Below are 21,006 nucleotides of genomic sequence, written 5' to 3' on the forward strand. Positions count from 1 at the left end.
GCGATGGCGACCAGGCCGGCACTGCGCAAGGTGCGCCGCCCCAGCCGCCAGGCGGCCGCCACCACGATGGCGACGACGGCCGGCTTGATGCCATACAGCACGGCGGCGATGGCGGCCACGTGGCCGTAGGCCATGTACAGCCAGGACAGGGCGATCAGCAGCAGCAGCGAGGGCAGCAGGAACAGCAGCCCCGCCACGATGCCGCCGCGCGTGCGGTGCAGCAGCCAGCCGATGTAGATGGCCAGCTGGGTCGCTTCCGGCCCCGGCAGCAGCATGCAGTAGTTCAAGGCGTGCAGGAAGCGCTGCTCGGAGATCCAGCGCCGCCTTTCCACCAGTTCCGCATGCATCATGGCGATCTGCCCGGCCGGTCCGCCGAAGCTGACGCAGCCCAGCTTGAGCCAGTACCAGAAGGCACTGCGCAGGCTGACGGGGGATGGCGGGGCGGCGAGGTGTGCATGCATGGCGGGCGGATGGCTGGCAAGGATGGCAGGGAATCGGGTGGACATAAAAAAAGGGGAAGCCTGAGCTTCCCCTTTCATCATGGACGGCTGGGCGAACCCGGCGCGCTTATGGGCGCTGCGTGTTGACCTGGATCAACGGCTCGTCCGATTGCGGCGGCAATGGCTTGCGTTCGCGGGGCTTGCGGACCGGGGCGACAGCCTTGGCGGCCGCTTCCTGCGCCAGGCGCAGTTTTTCCGGATCGGTGGCAGCCAGGGTCAGGCCGGCCGAGCCGAGTACCGCGTTCAAGTCCAGCGGCGCGGCCACGGGAGCCGGTGCCGGTGCCGGCACCGTCACCGGTGCCGGAGCAGGAGCTGGAGCAGCCACGGGGGCGGCTTCGGCAACGACCGGGGCGGCTTCGGCCGGCACTGGCGCCGCTTCCACGGCGGCCGGCGCCGCTTCAGCTGCCGGTACGGCCACTGGCGCTGCGTCTTCGATCACGGCGATGGCTTCGACCAGCGGCGCCGCTTCCACCACCGGGGCGGCTTCGACGATGGCGACAGGCACGGCTTCGACGATGATTTCCGCTGGCGCAGCAGCAGGAGCCGGTGCAGGCGCAGCGGCTTCCGGCGCGGCTTTCTCGGCAAAGCTGTACTCGGCGGCTGGTGCCGGCTCGGCAGCGGCTGGTTCAGCTTGCGCTGCAGCAACAACTGCTACGGCCGGGGCTTCCGGTACGATCACGTCGGCGGCCGGTGCGGCAACTTCTTCCACCTTGGCGATGTCTACCACCTTGGCCACTTCCACCACTTCGACGACTTCCACGACGGCCGCTGGTGCGGCGTCGGCGGCAGCTTCCACTGGCGCGGCGACGGCGACGACGGCGGTCGTGGCGACCACGGCTACCGGAGCGGCAAGGCCTTCGGCTTCCGGCGCCGGAGCGACCGTAAAGCTGATGACCGGCGCGTCCTGGCCTTCGTTGTCACCGTTTGCCGATTCGATCAGCTCGCCCGTTTCGCGGTCGCGGCGGTTGCGGTTACGGCCACCACGGCGGCGGCGGCGGCGCGGTTCTTCGCCTTCGACGTCGTTTTCGGTCTCTTCGCCTTCAGGACCGGCATTCGCCGGCGCTTTCAGCAAGCTCGTTGGCGCGGCATCGGCGGCAGGACCGCTGGACGGCACGACGACGTTGACGGCGGTGGCGGCAGCGCCGACCAGTGCCAGCTCTTCCGTTTTCACTTCAGCAACAACAGCCTTGTCGGCGCGTGGTTCGCGCGCTTCGCGTGGCTGGCGTGGCGGACGTTCCGCACGTTCCGGACGCTCGGCGCGCTCGGGACGTTCGCCCCGCTCGCGTGGTGCTGCCGTGGCGTCGTTTGGCTCGCGCGCTTCACGCGGTTCGCGTGGCGGACGCGGCGGACGTGGCGGACGGGCCGCTTTTTCCAGTGCTTCCGCTTCTTTCGCGGCATCGTCCTGGGCTGGACGGCCCTGGCCCGGTTCGCGCTCTTCGCGGCCAGGCTTGCCGTTGCGGCCACGGCCACGGGGACCACGGCTGTTGCGGTCGCCACGGTCGGCAGTACCGGCCGGCTTGACGGGCGCGACAGGCGCTGGCGCCGGTGCCACGGGGGCAGGGCCGCCCGTGAAGAAGCTGATGATCTTGGCGATCAGGCCTTGCGGCGCGGCAGGGACGGGCGCCGGGGCGGCCTTCACTTCCACGGGCTTGCGCTCGACCAGCGGTGCCGGCTGGTCAGGGGTGATCGTCTTGACGACGGCTTCCTGGCGCGGCTTGGCTTCTTCCTTCTGGCGCTTGCTGTAAGCCATGTCGGTTTCAGCGTGTTCGGCCAGGTTGTAGCTGGCCTGGCTGTCTTCCAGACGCGGATCGTCGTGCTTGATGCGTTCCAGCTTGTAGTGCGGCGTTTCCAGATGCTTGTTCGGGATCAGGATCACGGCGATGCGGTGGCGGTTCTCGATTTTGAGCACTTCGCCGCGCTTTTCGTTCAGCAGGAAGGCGCCCACGTCCACGGGCACCTGCACGTGGATGGTGGCCGAGTTTTCCTTCATCGCCTCTTCCTGGATGATGCGCAGCACCTGCAGGGCGGACGATTCCGTATCGCGGATATGGCCCGTGCCGGAGCAGCGCGGGCAGGTCACGTGCGAGCCTTCGGACAGCGAAGGACGCAGGCGCTGGCGCGACAGTTCCATCAGGCCGAAGCGCGAAATCTTGCCCATTTGCACACGGGCACGGTCATGGTGCAGCGCGTCTTTCAGGCGCTGTTCCACTTCGCGCTGGTTCTTCGCCACTTCCATGTCGATGAAGTCGATGACGATCAGGCCGCCCAGGTCGCGCAGGCGCAGCTGGCGGGCCACTTCTTCGGCCGCTTCGCAGTTGGTGTTGAAGGCGGTCGTTTCGATGTCCGAACCGCGCGTGGCGCGGGCCGAGTTGACGTCGACGGAGACCAGGGCTTCCGTGTGGTCGATGACGATGGCGCCGCCCGATGGCAGCGGCACGGTGCGGCTGTAGGCCGTTTCAATCTGATGTTCGATCTGGAAGCGCGAGAACAGCGGCACGTCGTCGCTGTAGCGTTTCACGCGGTGCACCATGTCGGGCATCACGTGGCTCATGAACTGGTGTGCCTGGTCGTAGATCTCGTCGGTGTCGATCAGGATCTCGCCGATGTCGGGCTGGAAGTAGTCGCGGATGGCGCGGATGACGAGCGAGGATTCCTGGTAGATCAGGAAAGCGCCGTTGGCCGATTTGCCGGCGCCTTCGATGGCGCGCCACAGTTGCATCAGGTAATTCAAGTCCCACTGCAGTTCATCGACGTTGCGGCCGATGCCGGCGGTGCGGGCAATGACGGACATGCCAGCTGGCAAGTCCAGTTTATCCATGGTTTCGCGCAATTCCTGGCGCTCTTCACCTTCCACGCGGCGCGATACGCCACCGCCACGCGGGTTGTTCGGCATCAGCACCAGGTAACGGCCGGCCAGCGAGACGAAGGAGGTCAGGGCGGCACCCTTGTTGCCGCGCTCTTCCTTTTCCACCTGGACCATGATTTCCTGGCCTTCGCGCAGCGCTTCCTTGACGGAGGCATTGCGCACGTCCACGCCTTCGCGGAAATACGTGCGGGCAACTTCCTTGAAGGGCAGGAAGCCGTGGCGGTCTTCGCCATAGCTGACGAAGCACGCTTCGAGCGAAGGCTCGATGCGCGTGATCACGCCCTTGTAGATGTTGGATTTGCGCTGTTCGCGCCCGGCTGTCTCGATATCGATGTCGATCAGTTTTTGTCCGTCGACAATCGCTACGCGCAGTTCTTCTTGCTGCGTGGCATTAAACAACATGCGTTTCATTTTTATAACTCCGCGACCCGTAGGCCATCTCAAAGCCGCTTCCGGGGAAGCGGCGAAGTACAGGGATATATGCGAGAACGGGAGTGCTGGCGGGGGAAATGCCTAGGCGTGCGGAGCAACAACGCGTACGAGGTATACGTTACGGCCGCAACAGGCGCGGTGAGGTCGATCGTCATGCCGAGTGCACAGGACACCTGCAACTCATCTGAAGCAGCCCGGATGCCGGGGGCAGAGAATGCAGGTGGTCAGCAAATTCAGAGCCAAATCGTAAGCCGGCTCATTACAGGGATCGCGATGGCGAGGCTTGGCCTCAGCCTATTCATCGACAACCCTCAGTATTGTGGCCTCATACGGGGTTTGGCGAAAACGGCAAGCGTTATCAACTTCATCAACCCGCGAGCCCGACTCGATAAGTCGCGCTAACGGGTACTTATCCTTATAATCCAATACACTCACTTCAGCATCTCCACGCGTTATCCGATTACAACTACGGTGCAACCTTGATTCGCGCAGGGATGGTGCATATACATTTTTTCCACCGAATTTGCAATTTGGCGAGGCCGGTGGAGACGCCCCTGTGTAAAATGTGCTTTTATTCTTACACTCGCAGCAGCCAGGGCCGCAGCAAAAACAATTATATATTCAAAATGAAGGACTTAGAGAGATTTCTGGGAAGACATAGTAAATGAAGAGTCAAAATGATGTTGTTCCCCCTTCAACACCCCCGGTTCAGCCGCAAGCCCAATTCGTAACGATCGCCGAAGAAGAAGCAGGCCAGCGCATCGACAACTACTTATTAAGAGTGTGCAAGGGAGTGCCTAAAAGCCACATCTACCGGATCTTGCGATCGGGAGAAGTGCGGGTTAATAAAGGCCGTATCGATCAGCTGTACCGTCTCGCCGCCGGCGACGTGGTGCGCATTCCACCCGTGCGCGTGGCCGAAAAGGCCGCCACGGGCGCGCCGGCCGCCGAATTCAAGATCATCTTCGAAGACGCGCAGCTGCTCGTCATCGACAAGCCGGCCGGCGTGGCCGTGCATGGCGGCTCGGGCGTGTCGTTCGGCGTGATCGAGCAATTGCGCGCCTCGCGCCCCGACGCCAAGTTCCTGGAACTGGTGCACCGCCTGGACCGCGACACGTCCGGCTTGTTGTTGCTTGCAAAGAAACGTTCCGCCTTGACGAATCTGCACGAGCAGATGCGCGACGGCGTCACGGACAAGCGCTACCTGGTGCTGGTGGCCGGTGACTGGAAGAATGCGCGCCAGCATATCAAGTTGCCATTGCATAAATATACGACGGCCGAAGGCGAGCGCCGGGTGGCCGTGCAGGCCGATGGCCTGGCCTCGCACACGGTGTTTTCACTGTTGCATAAATATCACAACTTCGCCTTGCTGGAAGCGGAATTGAAGACGGGCCGCACGCACCAGATCCGCGTGCACCTGTCCTCGTCCGGTTTCCCCATCGCCGGCGACGATAAATATGGCGACTTTGCCCTCAACCGTGCCCTGCTGAAGGCGGACAGCACGCGCGGCGCCCTCAAGCGCATGTTCCTGCATGCGCACCAGATCACGTTCACGCATCCGGAAACGGGCAAGACGATGACCTTGAATGCGCCGCTGGCTGCCGAATGCGAGCGTTTCTTGGTAAGCTTGGGCAAACCATTGGCCGTTGCCGCACGCTAAATAGTCACCGCGTGCGCGACACTACCCACAAGGTAGTCAGTCGCCATCATTCATTCTCAAGGAGCCGGCGGCTATGTCGTCGGGAAACATGGCAAGAAAGCAATTTGATCTGATCGTCTTCGATTGGGACGGTACCCTGATAGACAGTACCTCGACCATCGTCAAGTGCATCCAGGCGTCGGCCAAAGACCTGGGCTTGCCAATTCCCACCGAGTTGCTGGCCTCGCATGTGATCGGCCTGGGCTTGCAGGAAGCCATGCAGTTGGTGATGCCCGACGTGGAGCCGAAATACCATGCGCGCATGGCGGAACGCTACCGCTATCACTATCTGTCGCGCGACCACGAACTGGCCCTGTTTCCCGGCGTCTACGAGATGCTGCAGGAACTGTCGCAGCAGGCGTATTTCCTGGCAGTGGCCACGGGCAAGAGCCGTGTCGGCCTCAATCGTTCCTTGAATGCCGTCAAGCTGCTGTCCCTGTTCGATGCGACGCGTTGCGCTGATGAAACCTTTTCCAAACCCCATCCGGCCATGCTGCAGGAGCTGACGCGGGAACTGGGGCAGGACATGCGCCGTACCGTGATGATCGGCGACACCAGCCATGATTTGTTGATGGCAAGCAATGCGGGCGCGGCCAGTATTGCCGTAGAGTATGGGGCGCATCCCGTGGAGCAGTTGCAGGCGTGCAAGCCCCTGTATTCGGCGCCCACGGTGGCCGACCTGCATCAATGGCTGAGCGAGCACGCATGATGAACGATGTTGTCGATGTCTTCATTTGTGCCGCCGATGCCGTGGCCGACGGCGGCAAGGGCGTGCGCTTTCCCGTCCTGGCCGGCGGTGAAACCACCACGGGATTTGTCGTGCGCCATGGCGGCAAGGCCTACGGCTATTTGAACCGCTGCGCCCACGTGCCGATCGAGCTGGACTGGGCCGAGGGCGAGTTTTTCGAGTCCAGCGGCCTGTACCTGATGTGTTCCACGCATGGCGCCATCTACGTGCCCGAGAGCGGCTATTGCGCGGGCGGTCCCTGCAAGGGCGGCCGGCTGCGTCCGATTCCCGTGGACGAGCGCGATGGCCAGCTGTACTGGCAGCCCGATGACTATGTCCGGCCCGTGCCGGCCTGATCCCCGGTGCGGCCTTGTTGTAATTTAAGCAAAGTGAACTATGAGCGATAACACGAATGACAAGGTGGATGGCGGCATTGCCGGCAGCGGCGGCGCCCCCGCCGGCAACTGGGAACGCGACGTGCTGGAAAAGCTGGTGTTTGCCACCTTGCAGGAACAGCGCGCGCACCGCCGCTGGAGCATCTTCTTCAAGGTCTTCAGCCTGCTGATCGTGCTGTTCGCCCTGTGGGTATTCTATGACTACAACTCGGCCGACGACAGCGAGACCCTGGGCCGCCACACGGCCCTGATCGACATCAGCGGCAGCATCGAGTCCGAAGGCAGCGGCTCGGCCGCCGTCGTCATCCCCGCGCTGGACAAGGCGTTTTCCGATGCCGGTTCCGTAGCCGTGGTGCTGCATATTAATAGTCCCGGCGGCAGTCCCGTGCAGGCCGGCATGATCGTCGACGAGATGCAGCGCCTGCGCAAGGGCTATCCGGACAAGCCTTTATATGTGGTGGTCGATGAAATGTGCGCCTCGGGCGGCTATTACATCGCCGCCGCCGCCGACCGCATCTACGTCAACAAGGCCAGCGTCGTCGGCTCCATCGGCGTGCTGATGGATGGCTTCGGCTTTACGGGCGTGATGGAAAAGGTGGGCGTCGAGCGCCGCCTGCTGACTGCGGGCGAGAACAAGGGCTTCATGGACCCGTTCAGCCCCCTGACGGAAAAGCACAAGGCATATGCGCAGGGCATGCTCAATGAAATCCACCAGCAGTTCATCGACGTGGTGCGCGCGGGACGGGGCAAGCGCCTGAAGGAAACGCCGGACACCTTCTCGGGCCTGTACTGGACGGGCGCGAAAGCCGTGGAAATGGGCCTGGCCGATGACTTCGGCACGGTCGACAGCGTGGCGCGCGACGTCGTCAAGGCGGAAGACATCGTCGACTACACGCAGCACGAAGGCTTGCCGGAGCGGGTGCTGAAGAAATTCGGCGCGGCCATGGGCGCGGGCGCCATGAAGGCGGCCGTGCAGCAGTCGCAACCGGCGTTGCGCTGAAGCTATTTCTCGTAATAACTTGGCAAGCCAATCGAGAATGATTTTCAATAAGGTGGGGATTTGCCTTGAAAATCGACCCCCTTGGGCTATAGTGAAAGCGTAGTTCTTTTCAAGGAGGGGCGATATATCTACTATGTTGTCAGTACTAACTTGATTGGCAGGTCCTGGAACTACTCGCCGCATCGCAGATGTGGTTTTGAGTGAATTTACATTCCTCACTGAAGTCCCGTTGGGGCTTGGGAACGGCGGCGCAATGCCGCCGTTCCCTTTTGCGCGCCGTGTTGGCGCGGGGGACGTGGGGTGCCGCGGCGCGGGCCGGCTGGCGTTGGTGGACAGGCATGCAAGGGCAGGGCATGGTGGCCGGGTGTGGCGCCTCAGGCGGCGCAGTCGTTGCAGTGCGCAGGCAGGATCGGGGCGGCGGATGGCCTAGCCTGCGCACCTGCCCCCTTTGCGCCGTGCGCAGCGGGAGCCAGCGGTGCCGGCTGTTCCAGTGCTTCTTCTTCCTCCATCAGGGCAAAGCCGCCCTGTTCCAGCCAGCACATGAAATGGCATTGGGCTTCGGCATGCCAGCGCACCTGGCTGGCGGGGATGGGCGCATCGCCCGGCAGCAGCCCGTCGCCGTCCTGCGGGGGGAGGGCGCCGCGCCAGCGCGCCATGCCGAGTTGAACTTTATGCATGGCGCTCTGTTCGGCGGCGATGCGGCTGCGCATGTCGGCGATGCTGCCCTGTAAGGCAATGGTGTCGATGTGCTTCATACAATGTCCTTGTGAGTCGTTGCCTGGTTATTATTCCTAAAGATCATTAGGCGGATTCCTAACGAAGTTTCAGTCTATCAATGCGATATTCCGAGCGCTTGATATATCTCAAAGGAATCTGCCATTTGTCGCCAAATCTCACCTTGTTCTTTTTGGTATTTCTGCCTGCGCCATGGTTTCGTGTGGCGTACACCGTCGCGCAGGGGGCGCGGGCCGCCGCTTCACGCTGCCGGCCGCTTCTGGTAAAGTCACGCCCATGAGTAAATTATCCCTAGACCGCATCCTGCAATCGCAGGGTTTTGGCACCCGTAAATATTGCCGTTCCCTTATCGATGATGGCGATGTCGTCATCGATGGCGTTACCCAGACCAATTACCGCACCACCGTCGAGACCGACGGCCTGGTGCTGCACGTGTTCGAAGAAGAGTGGGTGTACCGCCAGCACCTGTACCTGGCGCTGTACAAGCCCGCCAACTTCGAATGCTCGCGCAAGCCCAGCCATCACCCTGGCGTGCTGACCCTGCTGCCGGAACAGTTCACCTGGCGCGAAGTCCAGCCCGTCGGCCGGCTCGACCACGATACGACCGGCATGCTGCTGATGTCCGACGATGGCCCGTTTATCCATGCACAATCGTCGCCGAAGCGCCACGTTCCAAAGATTTACCAGGCCACCACGCAAGAGCCCGTGACGGACGAGCTGGTGGCCCTGCTGCTGGCCGGCGTGCAGCTGCATGACGAGCCGGCCCCGCTGGCCGCCCTCGTCTGCGTCAAGCGCGGCGAGCACCAGCTGGAAATCGTGCTGGAACAGGGCAAATACCACCAGGTCAAGCGCATGCTGGCCGCCGCCGGCAACCATTGCAGCGCACTGCACCGTTCCGCCATCGGCAGCCTGACCCTGGAGTCGCTGGGCATCGCCGAAGGCGAGTGGTGCTACCTCACGCCGGAGCAGATCGCGCTGCTGGCCTGAACCTCTCGCTGACCGCTAAAGCCGGGGATTTCCCGGCTTTTTGGCGTCTTTGGCTTCCTATTGCCTGCATTTGACGAAGTTTCCCCCGACATGAAATTAGCTACACTGAAGGATGGCACGCGCGATGGCCAGCTGGCTGTCGTCTCGCGCGACCTGAAAACGGCGCACCTGGCCGACGGCATCGCCCCGACCCTGCAAAGGGCGCTCGACGACTGGAGTTTCATCGCGCCCCAGCTCGACTTGCTGTACCAGACCATCAATAGCGGCCGCGGCCACCGCGCCTTCGACTTCGATCCCGCCAACTGCATGGCGCCCCTGCCGCGCAGCAGCCTGCGCGTGGCCGGCGCCTCCTATCTGCAGCAGCTCGAACGGGCCTGCAAGGCGGCGGGAACGGCGGTGCCCGCCAATCTGCGCGACGCGCCGCGCCTGTACCAGGGCGCCAGCGACGACTTCCTCGGCGCCCACGACGACATTGCCTTCGCATATGAGCAGTGGGGCATCGACTACGAGGCGGGCATCGCCGCCATCACGGACGACGTGGCCATGGGGGCCACGCCGGACCAGGCCCACCTGAACATCAAGCTGTTGATGCTGGTCAACGACATCACCCTGCGCAACCTGGCGCCCGACGAGCAGGCCGGCGGCTACGGCTTTTTGCAGGCCAAGCCGGCCATGGCTTGCTCGCCCGTCGCCATCACGCCCGACGAACTGGGTGACGCCTGGCGCGGCGGCAAGGTGCATTACGCCGTGCGCTGCAGCCTGAACGGCAAATTGACGGGCCAGCCCCACGCGGGCGCCGACATGGCCTTCAATTACCCGCAGCTGCTGGCCCACCTGTGCCAGACGCGCAAGGCGGGCGCCGGCGCCGTGGTGAGCGCGGGCGGCATCGCCAACAAGGAAATCAAGAAGGGCTTTTCCAGTATCGTTGAGCGACGTAACCAGGAGATGATCGCCGATGGCGTCGCCAGCACGCCGTATCTGCTGTTTGGCGATGTCGTCCGCCTGGAGATGCTGGGCGATGACGGCAAGTCGCTGTTTGGCGCCATCGAGCAGACCGTAAAACAGGCGGAAGCGAGGAAAAACCGTTAGGAGCCCCGAGAAAATGGCCATGACTGCGTTGCAGCCCCTCGCCGTACTATTCGTACTGTCTTCGGGGCCGCGCCTTGTCCTGGCCATTTTTCGGTCTCCTCTGAAGTGGGCGCCTGCGGCGCCTTTTGTTTCAGCCAGGCAAAGGAAATACAGGGGATTTGTCCCCTTGTTCCGCCGATGGCAAGGGCTGGCTTGAACCGATAATGCCCCATGCCCAGTCCGTATTGCGCCTAGCCAGGCCGCAGGACTTCACCGGAGTTGATTGATGTCGGAAGACAGCGACGCAGAAAAGACCGAAGCCGCGTCACCGAAGCGCCTCGAGCAGGCGCGTGAGGAAGGCGACGTTCCGCGATCGCGTGAAGTGGCGACGTTTACGGTGCTGATGGCGTCCGGCTGCTGCCTGTGGTTTGCCGGCGACGCCATCGTGCGCCGGCTGACGGCCGTCATGGTCTCCGGGCTGACCCTGGACCGGGAGCAGATACTCAATCCCGACGCGATGATGCTGCGCATCGGCTATGACGTGGGTTCCGTCCTGCTGACCTGCCTGCCGTACGCGCTGGCCATCATGCTCGTCGCCCTGGCCTCGCCCGTGCTGGTGGGCGGCTGGCTGTTCAGCTCCAAGGCGTTTACCCCCAATTTTGGCAAGCTCAACCCGATTCGGGGCCTGGGCAATATGTTTTCGAAGAATGCGCTGGTGGAATTGCTCAAGGCCATCGCCAAGACCCTCGTCGTCGGCATCGTCGCGTGGATGGTGATGCAGCACCAGAAGGACGCCGTGCTGGGCCTGTCCGTGGAATCCTTGCGCGCCGGTTCCGCGCACCTGATCAGCCTGCTGATCACGGCCTTCCTGCTGATCGTTGGCGCGCTGGGCTTCATCGCCGCCATCGACGGCCCCTACCAGATGTGGCATTACGCCAACAAGATGAAAATGACCTTGCAGGAAGTCAAGCAGGAGTCGAAGGAGTCGGACGGCAATCCGCAGATCAAGGCGAAGATCCGCCAGATGCAGCATGAGATGTCGCGCCGCCGCATGATGGCCGACGTGCCCACGGCCGACGTGGTGGTGACCAACCCGACGCACTATGCGGTGGCGCTGAAATACGGCGAGAATTCGCGCGGCGCACCGCAGGTGGTGGCCAAGGGCGTCGACGAGGTGGCGGCGAAGATCCGCGAACTGGCGGGCGAGCACAAGGTCGCCATTCTGGAAGCGCCGGCCCTGGCCCGCGCCCTGTACAAGCACACGGACATCGGCGACGAGATTCCCGAAGCCCTGTACGGCGCCGTGGCCGAAGTGCTGGCCTATGTGTTCCAGCTGCGCAGCTACGGCAAGGGCCAGGGCCAGCGTCCGGACAAGCCGAAGGCGCTGGCAGTGCCGCCCGAGCTCGATCCGCTCAACCCCGCATCGCAGACACCACCGGCAGCAGACGCCGCAGACAAGAATAAGGGAAGTACACCATGAACGGCCTGAGAATGCCAGCCTGGCTCAGCGGAATGAGCAACAACGCCAGCAAGGGCGTCGCCGCGCCGGTCATCATCATCATGCTGCTGGCGATGATGGTGCTGCCGCTGCCGGCCTTCATCCTCGACATCTTCTTCAGCTTCAATATCGCGCTGTCCATCATCGTGCTGCTGACGGCGCTGTACACGGTCAAGCCGCTCGACTTCATGGCGTTTCCGACCATTCTGCTCGTCTCGACCATGCTGCGCCTGTCCCTGAACGTGGCGTCCACGCGCGTGGTGCTGACGGAAGGCCATACGGGCGCCGACGCGGCCGGTAAAGTGATCGAGGCCTTCGGCCACTTCTTGATTGGCGGCAACTACACGGTCGGTATCGTCGTGTTCATCATTTTGACCATCATCAATTTCACAGTGGTCACCAAGGGTGCGGGCCGTATCGCCGAGGTGGGCGCCCGCTTCGCGCTGGACGCCATGCCCGGCAAGCAGATGGCCATCGATGCGGACCTGAACGCGGGCCTGATCGGCGAAGACGAAGCGCGCCGCCGCCGCACGGAAGTGGCGCAGGAAGCGGAATTCTATGGCGCCATGGACGGTGCCAGCAAATACGTGCGCGGCGATGCCATCGCCGGCATCATGGTCACCGTCATCAACATCGTCGGCGGCCTGCTGGTGGGCCTGCTGCAGCATGACATGGGCTTTGCCGATGCGCTGAAGAATTACACCCTGCTGGCCATCGGTGACGGCCTGGTGGCGCAGATTCCTTCGCTGATCATTTCCACGGCGGCCGGTATCGTCGTCTCGCGCGTGGCCAGCGAACAGGACATCGGCACCCAGCTGGTGGGCCAGCTCTTTGCGAAACCGCAAGTGCTGTACATTACCGCCGGCATCATCGGCGGCATGGGCCTGATCCCCGGCATGCCGAACATGGTCTTCATCCTGCTGGCGTCCCTGCTGGCCGGGGCCGCCTACCTGATCAGCAAGAAGCGGGCGCAGGCGAAGGAGGCGGCCGAGAAGCCGGCCGAGGTGCCGCAAGCGACCGTGGCGCCCGAGCAGGAAGAGGCCAGCTGGCAAGACATCATGCCCGTCGATACCCTGGGCCTGGAAGTGGGCTACCGCCTGATTCCCCTCGTCGACAAGACGCAGGGCGGCGAATTGCTCAAGCGTATCAAGGGCATCCGCAAGAAGTTCGCCCAGGAAGTGGGCTTCCTGGCGCCGCCCGTGCACATCCGCGACAACCTGGAATTGAAGCCGTCCGCCTACCGGATCACCCTCAAGGGCGTGGAAGTGGGGACGGGCGAGGCCTTCAACGGCCAGTTCCTGGCCATCAACCCCGGCATGGCCAGCGGCACCTTGCCCGGCCTGGCCACGAGCGACCCCGCCTTCGGCTTGCCGGCCACGTGGATCGAGGCGAACCTGCGCGACCAGGCGCAATCGATGGGCTACACGGTGGTCGATGCGGGCACCGTGGTGGCCACCCACCTGAACCACCTGATCACCTCGCACGCGTCCGAGTTGCTGGGCCGCGCGGAAGTGCAATCCCTGCTCGACCACCTGGGCAAGGAATCGCCGCGCCTCGTGGAAGACCTGGTGCCGAAGATGCTGTCCCTGTCGACCCTGCAGAAGGTGCTGCAGAACCTGCTGTCCGAAGGCGTGCACATCCGCGACATGCGCACCATCATCGAAACCCTGGCCGAGCACACGGTGCAGACGCAGGACCCGAACGACCTGACGGCGCTGGTGCGCGTGGCCCTGGGCCGCGCCATCGTGCAGCAGCTGTTCCCCGGCGCGGCGGAACTGTCCGTGATGACCCTGGACAGCCGCCTGGAGCGCCTGCTGATGCAAGCCATGGGCAATGGCGGCGACGGCGCCGGCATCGAGCCGGGCCTGGCCGACACCATCGCGCACCAGGCGGGACTGGCCGCGCAGCAGCAGGAAGCGCTGGGCCTGACGCCCGTGCTGCTGGTGCCGGCGCCGCTGCGCGCCCTGCTGTCGCGTTTCCTGCGCCGCGCCCTGCCGCAGCTGAAAGTGCTGTCGCATGCGGAAGTGCCGGAAACCAAGACGATACGGGTGACGAGCCTGGTGGGGGCGCAGTAGTCGGCTTTGTCAATGCCGGGGTCAGACCCTCAACACCGCCAACAGCAAGGTCATTGCCAACGTGTATGGGGGTCTGACCCCAGCCTTCGCTTGGCGCTTGCTTTTGGTCAAATAAACATCAATTTCCTCCCGGCAAACTGAATAACGGGGACTTTCCCGTCCTGTTCCTTCGATCATTTCCCTGGTGCATCGCTAATAATGGAAACTGTCCGGGTGATCTGTGTCCATGTGGAAGACAGCACCCAAGCAACAGGAGTCGATGATGGTCACACAGTTCAGCCCATATTGCGCCACACCCGTCCCGGGAGGCCGGCCATGAATGTGAAGAAATTTACGGGCGCCTCGTCGCGCGATGCGCTGCGCAAGGTGCGCGAGGCGCTCGGCCCCGATGCCGTGATCCTGTCGAACCGCCAGGCCGATGGCGTGGTGGAAATCCTCGCGCTGGCCAATGACGATGCCGCTTCGCTGGCGTCGCCGCCGGCCGCCTCCGAAATGGCCCAGCCCCGTCCCCAGTTGCAGACCCAGTTCGCCGCACCGCAGCGTGCCGCCGCCCCGGCCCAGCGCCCGGCCGCGCCCCGTCCCGCCGCCCCGCGCCAGGCTGCCGCCGAGCCGGTGGACATGGCCCGCATGCAGCAGATGATGGCCAGCGCCCTGGCGCACGTGAAGGAAAACGCCGCCGCCGAGATGAGCGGCATGATGAATGAAATCCGCGCCATGCGCGGCATGATGGAAACCCAGCTGGCGGAAATCTCCTGGGGTTCGACCCAGCAGCGCGAGCCGCAGAAGGCCGTCGTGCTGCGCGAGATGCTGGCCGCCGGCTTCTCGGCCAGTCTGGCGCGCTACCTGATCGACAAGTTGCCGGCCGGCCTGGATGGCGCACAAAGCATGCGCTGGATCAAGACCGTCCTCAGCCGTAACCTGAATACTGTGGCCAATGAAGACGCCATGCTGGAGCAGGGCGGCGTGTTCGCCCTCGTCGGCCCGACCGGCGTCGGCAAGACCACCAGCACGGCCAAGCTGGCGGCCCGCTGCGTGATGCGCCACGGCCCGGAAAAGCTGGCCCTGATCACCACGGATGCCTACCGTATCGGCGCGCATGAACAGTTGCGCATCTACGGCAAGATCCTCGGCGTGATGGTGCATTCCGTGAAGGACGAGGCGGACCTGCGCATCGCCCTGAAGGAACTCAAGAACAAGCACACGGTGCTGATCGATACGGTGGGCGTGAGTCAGCGCGACCAGATGGTGACGGAACAGGTGGCCATGCTGTCGGGCGCCGGCGCCGACGTGAAGCGCCTGCTGTGCCTGAACTCGACGGCGACGCAGGAAACCCTGAACGAAGTGGTGCGCGCCTACCAGGGCAGCGGCCTGGCAGGCTGCATCATGACCAAGCTCGATGAGGCGGCGTCGATCGGCAACGTGCTCGACGTGGTCATCCGCCAGAAGCTGAACCTGTTCTATGTGTCGAACGGCCAGCGCGTGCCGGAAGACCTGCACCTGGCCGACCGCGCCTACCTGATCGACCGCGCCTTCAAGCTCAAGCGCGACTCGGCGGCGACGCAGTTTTCCGATGCCGAACTGCCGCTGCTGATGGCGCAGGCGGCCGCCCGCAACAATGAAGCGCGCGGGGTGCACCTTGGCTAACTTCGATTTCGACCAGGCCGAAGGCCTGCGCCGCATGCTGGCCGGCCCGCAGCCGCGCGTCATGACCTTCCTGTCGGCCACGCCGCAGGACGACAAGGGCGCCATGCTGGTCAACCTGGGCGCGTCGCTGGCCTACGGCGGCAATGAAGTGCTGCTGGTCGACGCCAGCGGCGGCAGCGATGGCGTGGCGTCGCGCCTGGGACTGGCGCATGGCGCCAGCCTGCTCGACGTGGCGCGCCAGCAGTGCGGCCTGAACCAGGTGATCCACCAGGTGCCGCAGGGCTTCGGCGTGGCCAGCCTGGGCGCGCGCAACCACCTGATGGACAGCATGGACTATGCGGGCGACGACGACACGCGCCGCCTGGGCAAGACCTTCGAAGTGATGGCGCGCCAGAGCGGCATCGTGCTGGTCGACGGCGTCGTGGCGGAGCAGGGCGAGTGCTTCCCCGTGCCGCTGATGGCGTCCTCGGATATCGTCGTGCAGGTGTCGAACAGCGCCAATTCGATCAAGGCGGCCTACTGCCTGATCAAGCGCCTGAACCAGGAACTGGGACGCCGCCCCTTCGGCATTCTTGTCACGGGCGCTTCCGAATCCGAGGCAAAAGTGGTATACGATAATATGGCGCAGGCGGCGAGCCGCTACCTGGCCGTGAAACTGACGTCGATGGGCTCCGTGCCGGCCGATGAGTACCTGCACCGCGCGGCGCGCCTGGGCCGCAGCGTGGTCGATGCCTTCCCGCTGGCCGGTGCCTCGGTGGCGTTCCGCGGGCTGGCCGAGCGGCTCGTGCGGTCGGCGGCGCCGGTGCTCGGTTCCACCTTGTACCAGACGGGGAGCGCACACCATTTCAGCGCCTGAATCCAACCGTAGCATCAGATAAGACGAGAAAACAATAAGCAGCCTATGTACACGGTCAAAGGGAAATCGAACAAGGACTATTTGCTGACGGAGCATATTCCGCTGGTGAAGCGTCTGGCGCACCATATGAAGGCGAAATTGCCGCCTTCGGTCGAGGTCGATGACCTGATCCAGGCCGGCATGATCGGCCTGCTGGACGCCATCAGCCGCTATGAGGAAACCCATGGCGCGCAGTTCGAGACCTATGCCGTGCTGCGCATCCGCGGCGCCATGCTCGACGAACTGCGCACCAGCGACTGGCTGCCGCGCAGCATGCGCCAGAACATGCGCAAGATCGAAGAGGCGATGAGCATCCTGCAGCAGCGCCTGGGCCACCCGCCGACGGAGTCGGAAGTGGCCAAGCTGCTGAAAATGTCGCTGGCCGACTACCAGGAAATGCTGGGCGACGGCGGCGGCCACCAGCTCGTGTACTACGAAGACTTTCATGACCCGGACGGCAATGACAGCTTCCTCGACCGCCACTGCGTGGACGAGGACAGCGACCCCTTGCGTTCCCTGCTCGATACCGATTTCCGGCAATCCGTGATCGATGCCATCGACGCGCTGCCGCCACGCGAGAAAATACTCATGGGCCTGTACTACGAAGAAGAGCTGAACCTGAAGGAAATCGGCGCAGTGATGGGCGTGTCGGAATCGCGCGTCTCGCAGCTGCATACCCAGGCCGTCGCGCGCCTGCGCGCAACCTTGAGGGAGCAGGCGTGGACTGGTCCAGCATAATCGGGCTGGCGCTGGCGCTGGCGGGCCTGCTGGTCGGCCAGGCACTGGAAGGCGGCAAGATGGCCTCCCTGCTGCAGCCGGCCGCCTTCGCCATCGTCATCATCGGCACCTTCGGCGCCGTGCTGCTGCAGACGCGGCTGCGCACGTTTGTGCGCGGCCTGGAAATGCTGCGCTGGGTGTTCCTGCCGCCGGCCGACACGCGCGCCGCGTTGGCGCGCGACATCGGCGCGTGGAGCCTGACGGCGCGCCGCGACGGCCCCCTGGCGCTCGAGCGCCTGATGGAAAACACGGCCGACCGCTTCAATGCCAAGGGCTTGCGCATGATCGTCGACGGCATCGCGCCCGACAAGCTGCGCCAGCTGCTCGACGTGGAAATCTCCGCCTACGAGATGGCCGAGCGCCAGGCCGTCAAGGTGTGGGAATCGGCGGCCGGCTATTCGCCCACCATCGGCATCCTGGGCGCCGTGCTGGGCTTGATCCACGTCATGGAAAACCTCACCGACCCGAGCAAGCTGGGCAGCGGCATCGCCGTCGCCTTCGTCTCGACGATTTATGGCGTCGGCCTGGCCAACCTGCTGTTCCTGCCCGTGGCGAACAAGCTCAAGGCCATCGTTTCGCGCCGCGTGCTGCAGTATGAAATCACGGCCGCCGTGCTGTACGACATCGCCACGGGCGACCATACGCGCATCATCGAAGAGCGCGTCTCCAGCCTCCTGCACGAGCACTGACCATGATGCGGCGCGCGCGCAGGAAGTATGACGAGGAGCCGGACAACCAGGACCGCTGGCTGATCTCCTACGCCGACTTCATCACCCTGCTGTTCGCCTTCTTCGTCGTCATGTACGCCATTTCGCAAGTCAACGAGGGCAAGTACCGCGTCTTCCAGAATGCCATCGGCCAGGCCTTCAGCCTGGAAAAGGGCGCGCCACCCATCATCATGGAAGCGCCGCAGGCCATCCCGCTGCCCAATCCCGCCCTGAAGCGCCGCACGGAAGCCCTCCGCCGCGAGCGCGAGCACATGACGCGCCTGGCGCAGGACCTGACCTCGACCCTGGCGCCGCTGGTCAAGGAAGGCAAGGTGCGCGTGACGCAGACGAGCCGCGGCGTCAGCGTGGAAATCAATGCCAGCGTGCTGTTCGACCCGGGCGCGGCGCGCCTGACGGCCGAATCGGACCAGGCCCTGCGCGCCGTCGCCGTGCTGCTCAAGGACGATGCGCACGACGTGCAGGTGGAAGGGCACACGGACGTCCAGCCGATCAGCAACTCGAACTTTGCCTCGAACTGGGAACTGTCGGCCGCGCGCGCCAGCGCCGTCGTGCGCCTGTTCATCGCCAGCGGCGTGCAGGCCGCGCGCCTGACGGCCGTGGGCCACGCCGACAACATCCCCGTGGCGCCGAACGACACGCCGGAAGGGCGCGCACGCAACCGCCGCGTGGCCGTGACCATCCTGTCTGGCATCCCGGAAACGGTTACGGAAGTGCCGACGGCGCCCGCCCCGGCGCCGGCACCTGCCAACTGAAGCGCGTCAGCGGGAGGCCGCCGCTTGGTACAATCGCGGCCTTCCCATCTTTTACGTCTCCATCATGAAAAGCAGTTCCCAGGGCGGTCTCGTCTACTCCACCGAAACGGGCCGCATGTGCCCCGCCTGCCGCCAGCCGCTGGCACAGTGCGCGTGCAAGGCGCAGGCCAAGGCCGTGCCAGCGGGTGACGGCGTGGTGCGCGTGTCGCGCGAGACCAAGGGCCGCGGCGGCAAGAGCGTCACCGTCGTCAAGGGCTTGCCGCTGGACGCCATCGCCCTGGCCCTGCTGGGCAAGCAGCTGCGCGCGCAGTGCGGCTCGGGCGGCACCGTCAAGGATGGCGTGATCGAGGTGCAGGGCGACCATGTCGACACCCTCCTGGCCGCGCTGACCAGGCTGGGGCACCAGCCGAAGAAGGCGGGCGGCTGATTTTTCCGCTGTGCGCGGGACAGCCGCGCGCGCCTGTGGTAACGTGCCTTTCCCGTGTCAGGCGTGCTCCCATGATGCATATCAAACTTACCGGCCTGGCCATTGCCGTGCTCGCGGCGGCGCTGGCGCTGGCGTACTGGTTTTTGCCCGATGACGGTGTGCCCGTGGCGGCGTCCGCCGTGCCGGCGCCCGCCCAGGGGCGCAGCCTGGCCGCGTATTTCACGCTCGATGCGTCCGCCGTGCCCGTGCCCGATCCCGTGGCGCCGCCCGTCCCCCTGGCGCAGCAGCTGGCGCGCTTGGCCGCCAGCGGCCGGCCGGAAGACGCGTATGCGGCCTACAACCTGCTCGACGACTGTATTTCTTTTGAGAAAGAAGGTCGCCTGCCGGGCCTGGAATTCGAGCTGGGACGCGAGATGACGGCCGAGGAAAAAGCCGCCCAGCGGCAGCTGTGCGCGGGCCTGACGCAGCGCCAGCGCGAGGACCGCCTGACCTACCTGGCCACGGCTGCGAAGGCGGGCGTGCCGGGCGCGGCCACGCTGTTCCTGTCGGAAGGCCCGTTCGGCGACCGCAGCGCCCTGCGCAACCGTCCCGACGATCCGCTGGTGCAGGCGTGGAAGCGGCAAGCCATCGCCCAGCTGACGGCGCAGGCGGACGACGCCGAAGTGAGCAGCCTGTCCACCCTGATGATGGCTTACCTGCGCGACGGCGACGTGGTGCGGAAGGATGCGCCGCAGGCGTACGGCTATCTGCTGGCCCTGCGCCTCGTCTACGACGACATCCTCGCGCCCGGCGTCACCAATCCCTACCAGGATGAGTACTGGCACTGGCTGCAGGACGAGCTGACGCCGGCGCAGCAGGCCGCCGCCAGCGCCAGGGCGCAGGCCATCGCGGCGAAATACCGCCAGCATGCGGGGCGTGCCGCGCACGGTTGAGCTGGCAAGGCCGCTGCGCCTTGCCGGGAGATCGCTGTGAAATAAGAGAAATAAGAAGGGGAATCAGCCGATGACGACGCGCCGGCTGGCCGTGTTCGTCGTCGGCTGGCCGCTGGGGCCGTAGAAGTTGCCGCTTTGGGCGGCGGGGCGCATGGCGTTCAGGGCGCCCTGGGTGTGCAGCATGTGCTTGTTGACCAGCAGGCTGTTCAGGCGGTTCTGTTCCTTGGCTTCGCGCGTCGTCTCGAGCAGGGCTTTCCACAGGGGCGCCGCTTCCGCTTCGCTGGCGCCGACCAGCCAGTCTTCCATGCCCGCTTCGGCGGCCGTGTAGCCTGCCGCCGCCAGCGCCTGGTGGCGTTGCGCCGCCAGCTGGCTCAATTGTCCCACCAAGGCCGTCTTGCGTACGGTGAGCTCCGCGATTGCATCGATGTCAGCGGCAACCAGATGCCGCTGTTCTTCTTTCATCAATGCCAGCAATGTGGTCATGAGCTGTTGCTCGTCACGCAGGCTGGAAAACGGAGTCACTGATTGCATTGGGAACCTATCTATTTCGTGAGTGCAGCAAGTCCTTGACTGTGTCGAGGAGACCGTCCGCCACTTTTTCAGAGTTGACCTGGAACTGGCCGTCGGCGATCGCCATCTTGATGCGTTCGACTTTTTTCGTGTCGAACACGGCGCCGCTGCCGGCAGTTGCACTGGCCGCTAATGCCTGTCCTTGCGGCGACAGGCGTACATTGTCCGACGTCGTCGGTGTTGCCTGGGCTTTCTCGGCATTGCGGGCGCCGGACGTACTCGCGGGCGCTACCGGCAGGCCGGGATTGCTTTTAATGGTGTTGTCGGTAATTTTCACAGCGTGATCCTCGTCTGGTCGA

At 64.5% G+C, this 21,006-nt stretch carries 20 protein-coding genes; 15 read left to right on the forward strand and 5 right to left on the reverse strand.

Annotation, left to right across the window (positions count from 1 at the left end):
- Positions 1-461: chromate transporter (locus EBS11_RS16070; protein ID WP_290604458.1), on the reverse strand; the 461-nt coding region annotated here is incomplete at its 3' end.
- Positions 462-567: 106 nt separating this feature from the next.
- Positions 568-3,777: an Rne/Rng family ribonuclease gene (locus EBS11_RS16075; RefSeq protein ID WP_290604335.1), complete on the reverse strand. Its 3,210-nt coding sequence runs from the start codon at positions 3,775-3,777 to the stop codon at positions 568-570.
- Between the two features lie 685 nt (positions 3,778-4,462).
- On the opposite strand from EBS11_RS16075, the gene EBS11_RS16080 reads away from it, so the two are divergent.
- The 4 genes from EBS11_RS16080 to EBS11_RS16095 all read left to right on the forward strand — a co-directional run bounded on the left by EBS11_RS16080 (position 4,463) and on the right by EBS11_RS16095 (position 7,619).
- Complete coding sequence (locus EBS11_RS16080) at positions 4,463-5,458, forward strand: RluA family pseudouridine synthase (protein ID WP_077407877.1); 996 nt, start codon at positions 4,463-4,465, stop codon at positions 5,456-5,458.
- 88 nt (positions 5,459-5,546) lie between these two features.
- Positions 5,547-6,206: an HAD-IIIA family hydrolase gene (locus tag EBS11_RS16085; protein WP_290604338.1), complete on the forward strand. Its 660-nt coding sequence runs from the start codon at positions 5,547-5,549 to the stop codon at positions 6,204-6,206.
- The gene (locus EBS11_RS16090; protein ID WP_290604340.1) at positions 6,203-6,580 is read left to right on the forward strand and encodes a Rieske 2Fe-2S domain-containing protein; all 378 of its coding nucleotides are present in this window, start codon (positions 6,203-6,205) and stop codon (positions 6,578-6,580) included. The genes EBS11_RS16085 and EBS11_RS16090 overlap by 4 nt, the downstream gene beginning before the upstream one ends.
- A 40-nt stretch (positions 6,581-6,620) precedes the next feature.
- A complete protein-coding gene (locus EBS11_RS16095; RefSeq protein WP_290604342.1) occupies positions 6,621-7,619 on the forward strand; it encodes a S49 family peptidase in 999 nt (332 codons plus the stop codon).
- Positions 7,620-7,993: 374 nt separating this feature from the next.
- Here the strand turns inward: EBS11_RS16095 and EBS11_RS16100 are convergent, their stop codons facing one another.
- A complete protein-coding gene (locus tag EBS11_RS16100) occupies positions 7,994-8,374 on the reverse strand; it encodes a hypothetical protein (RefSeq protein WP_290604344.1) in 381 nt (126 codons plus the stop codon).
- Positions 8,375-8,630: 256 nt separating this feature from the next.
- On the opposite strand from EBS11_RS16100, the gene EBS11_RS16105 reads away from it, so the two are divergent.
- The 11 genes from EBS11_RS16105 (at position 8,631) to EBS11_RS16155 (ending at position 20,137) form a co-directional block, all read left to right on the forward strand.
- Entirely contained in the window at positions 8,631-9,341 is a 711-nt protein-coding gene (locus EBS11_RS16105) for a 16S rRNA pseudouridine(516) synthase (RefSeq protein ID WP_290604346.1), read from the forward strand.
- 90 nt (positions 9,342-9,431) lie between these two features.
- A complete protein-coding gene (locus EBS11_RS16110) occupies positions 9,432-10,430 on the forward strand; it encodes a fumarylacetoacetate hydrolase family protein (RefSeq protein ID WP_290604349.1) in 999 nt (332 codons plus the stop codon).
- Between the two features lie 265 nt (positions 10,431-10,695).
- Positions 10,696-11,889: a flagellar biosynthesis protein FlhB gene (flhB, locus tag EBS11_RS16115; RefSeq protein ID WP_290604350.1), complete on the forward strand. Its 1,194-nt coding sequence runs from the start codon at positions 10,696-10,698 to the stop codon at positions 11,887-11,889.
- Positions 11,886-13,982, forward strand: a complete 2,097-nt coding sequence (gene flhA, locus EBS11_RS16120; protein WP_290604352.1) for a flagellar biosynthesis protein FlhA — start codon at positions 11,886-11,888, stop codon at positions 13,980-13,982. Before flhB ends, flhA begins: the two co-directional genes overlap by 4 nt.
- A 315-nt stretch (positions 13,983-14,297) precedes the next feature.
- Positions 14,298-15,626 carry a flagellar biosynthesis protein FlhF gene (gene flhF / locus EBS11_RS16125; protein ID WP_290604354.1) on the forward strand — a complete coding sequence of 443 codons (1,329 nt, stop codon included), beginning with the start codon at positions 14,298-14,300 and terminating at the stop codon, positions 15,624-15,626.
- Positions 15,619-16,482, forward strand: coding sequence for an antiactivator of flagellar biosynthesis FleN protein (locus EBS11_RS16130; RefSeq protein ID WP_290604356.1), 864 nt, complete (start codon positions 15,619-15,621; stop codon positions 16,480-16,482). Before flhF ends, EBS11_RS16130 begins: the two co-directional genes overlap by 8 nt.
- 45 nt (positions 16,483-16,527) lie before the next feature.
- Positions 16,528-17,259, forward strand: a complete 732-nt coding sequence (locus EBS11_RS16135; protein WP_071322371.1) for an RNA polymerase sigma factor FliA — start codon at positions 16,528-16,530, stop codon at positions 17,257-17,259.
- Entirely contained in the window at positions 17,241-17,987 is a 747-nt protein-coding gene (locus EBS11_RS16140) for a flagellar motor protein (RefSeq protein ID WP_290604359.1), read from the forward strand. Before EBS11_RS16135 ends, EBS11_RS16140 begins: the two co-directional genes overlap by 19 nt.
- Before the next feature lie 5 nt (positions 17,988-17,992).
- The gene (motD, locus tag EBS11_RS16145) at positions 17,993-18,778 is read left to right on the forward strand and encodes a flagellar motor protein MotD (protein WP_290604460.1); all 786 of its coding nucleotides are present in this window, start codon (positions 17,993-17,995) and stop codon (positions 18,776-18,778) included.
- Between the two features lie 64 nt (positions 18,779-18,842).
- On the forward strand, positions 18,843-19,205 hold the full coding sequence (locus EBS11_RS16150; protein WP_290604360.1) for a translation initiation factor Sui1: 363 nt from the start codon (positions 18,843-18,845) through the stop codon (positions 19,203-19,205).
- A 71-nt stretch (positions 19,206-19,276) separates the two neighbouring features.
- Positions 19,277-20,137, forward strand: a complete 861-nt coding sequence (locus tag EBS11_RS16155; RefSeq protein WP_290604362.1) for a hypothetical protein — start codon at positions 19,277-19,279, stop codon at positions 20,135-20,137.
- A 63-nt stretch (positions 20,138-20,200) separates the two neighbouring features.
- On the opposite strand, the gene EBS11_RS16160 is transcribed toward EBS11_RS16155, so the two are convergent.
- Together EBS11_RS16160 and flgM are read right to left on the reverse strand one after the other, a co-directional pair.
- A complete protein-coding gene (locus EBS11_RS16160) occupies positions 20,201-20,668 on the reverse strand; it encodes a flagellar protein FlgN (RefSeq protein WP_290604364.1) in 468 nt (155 codons plus the stop codon).
- Between the two features lie 7 nt (positions 20,669-20,675).
- Positions 20,676-20,984: a flagellar biosynthesis anti-sigma factor FlgM gene (gene flgM / locus EBS11_RS16165; protein ID WP_290604366.1), complete on the reverse strand. Its 309-nt coding sequence runs from the start codon at positions 20,982-20,984 to the stop codon at positions 20,676-20,678.
- Positions 20,985-21,006 lie beyond the last annotated feature (22 nt).

Origin of the sequence: Janthinobacterium sp. (assembly GCF_009923995.1) — a bacterium.
In the GTDB taxonomy this organism is placed as follows: domain Bacteria; phylum Pseudomonadota; class Gammaproteobacteria; order Burkholderiales; family Burkholderiaceae_D; genus Janthinobacterium.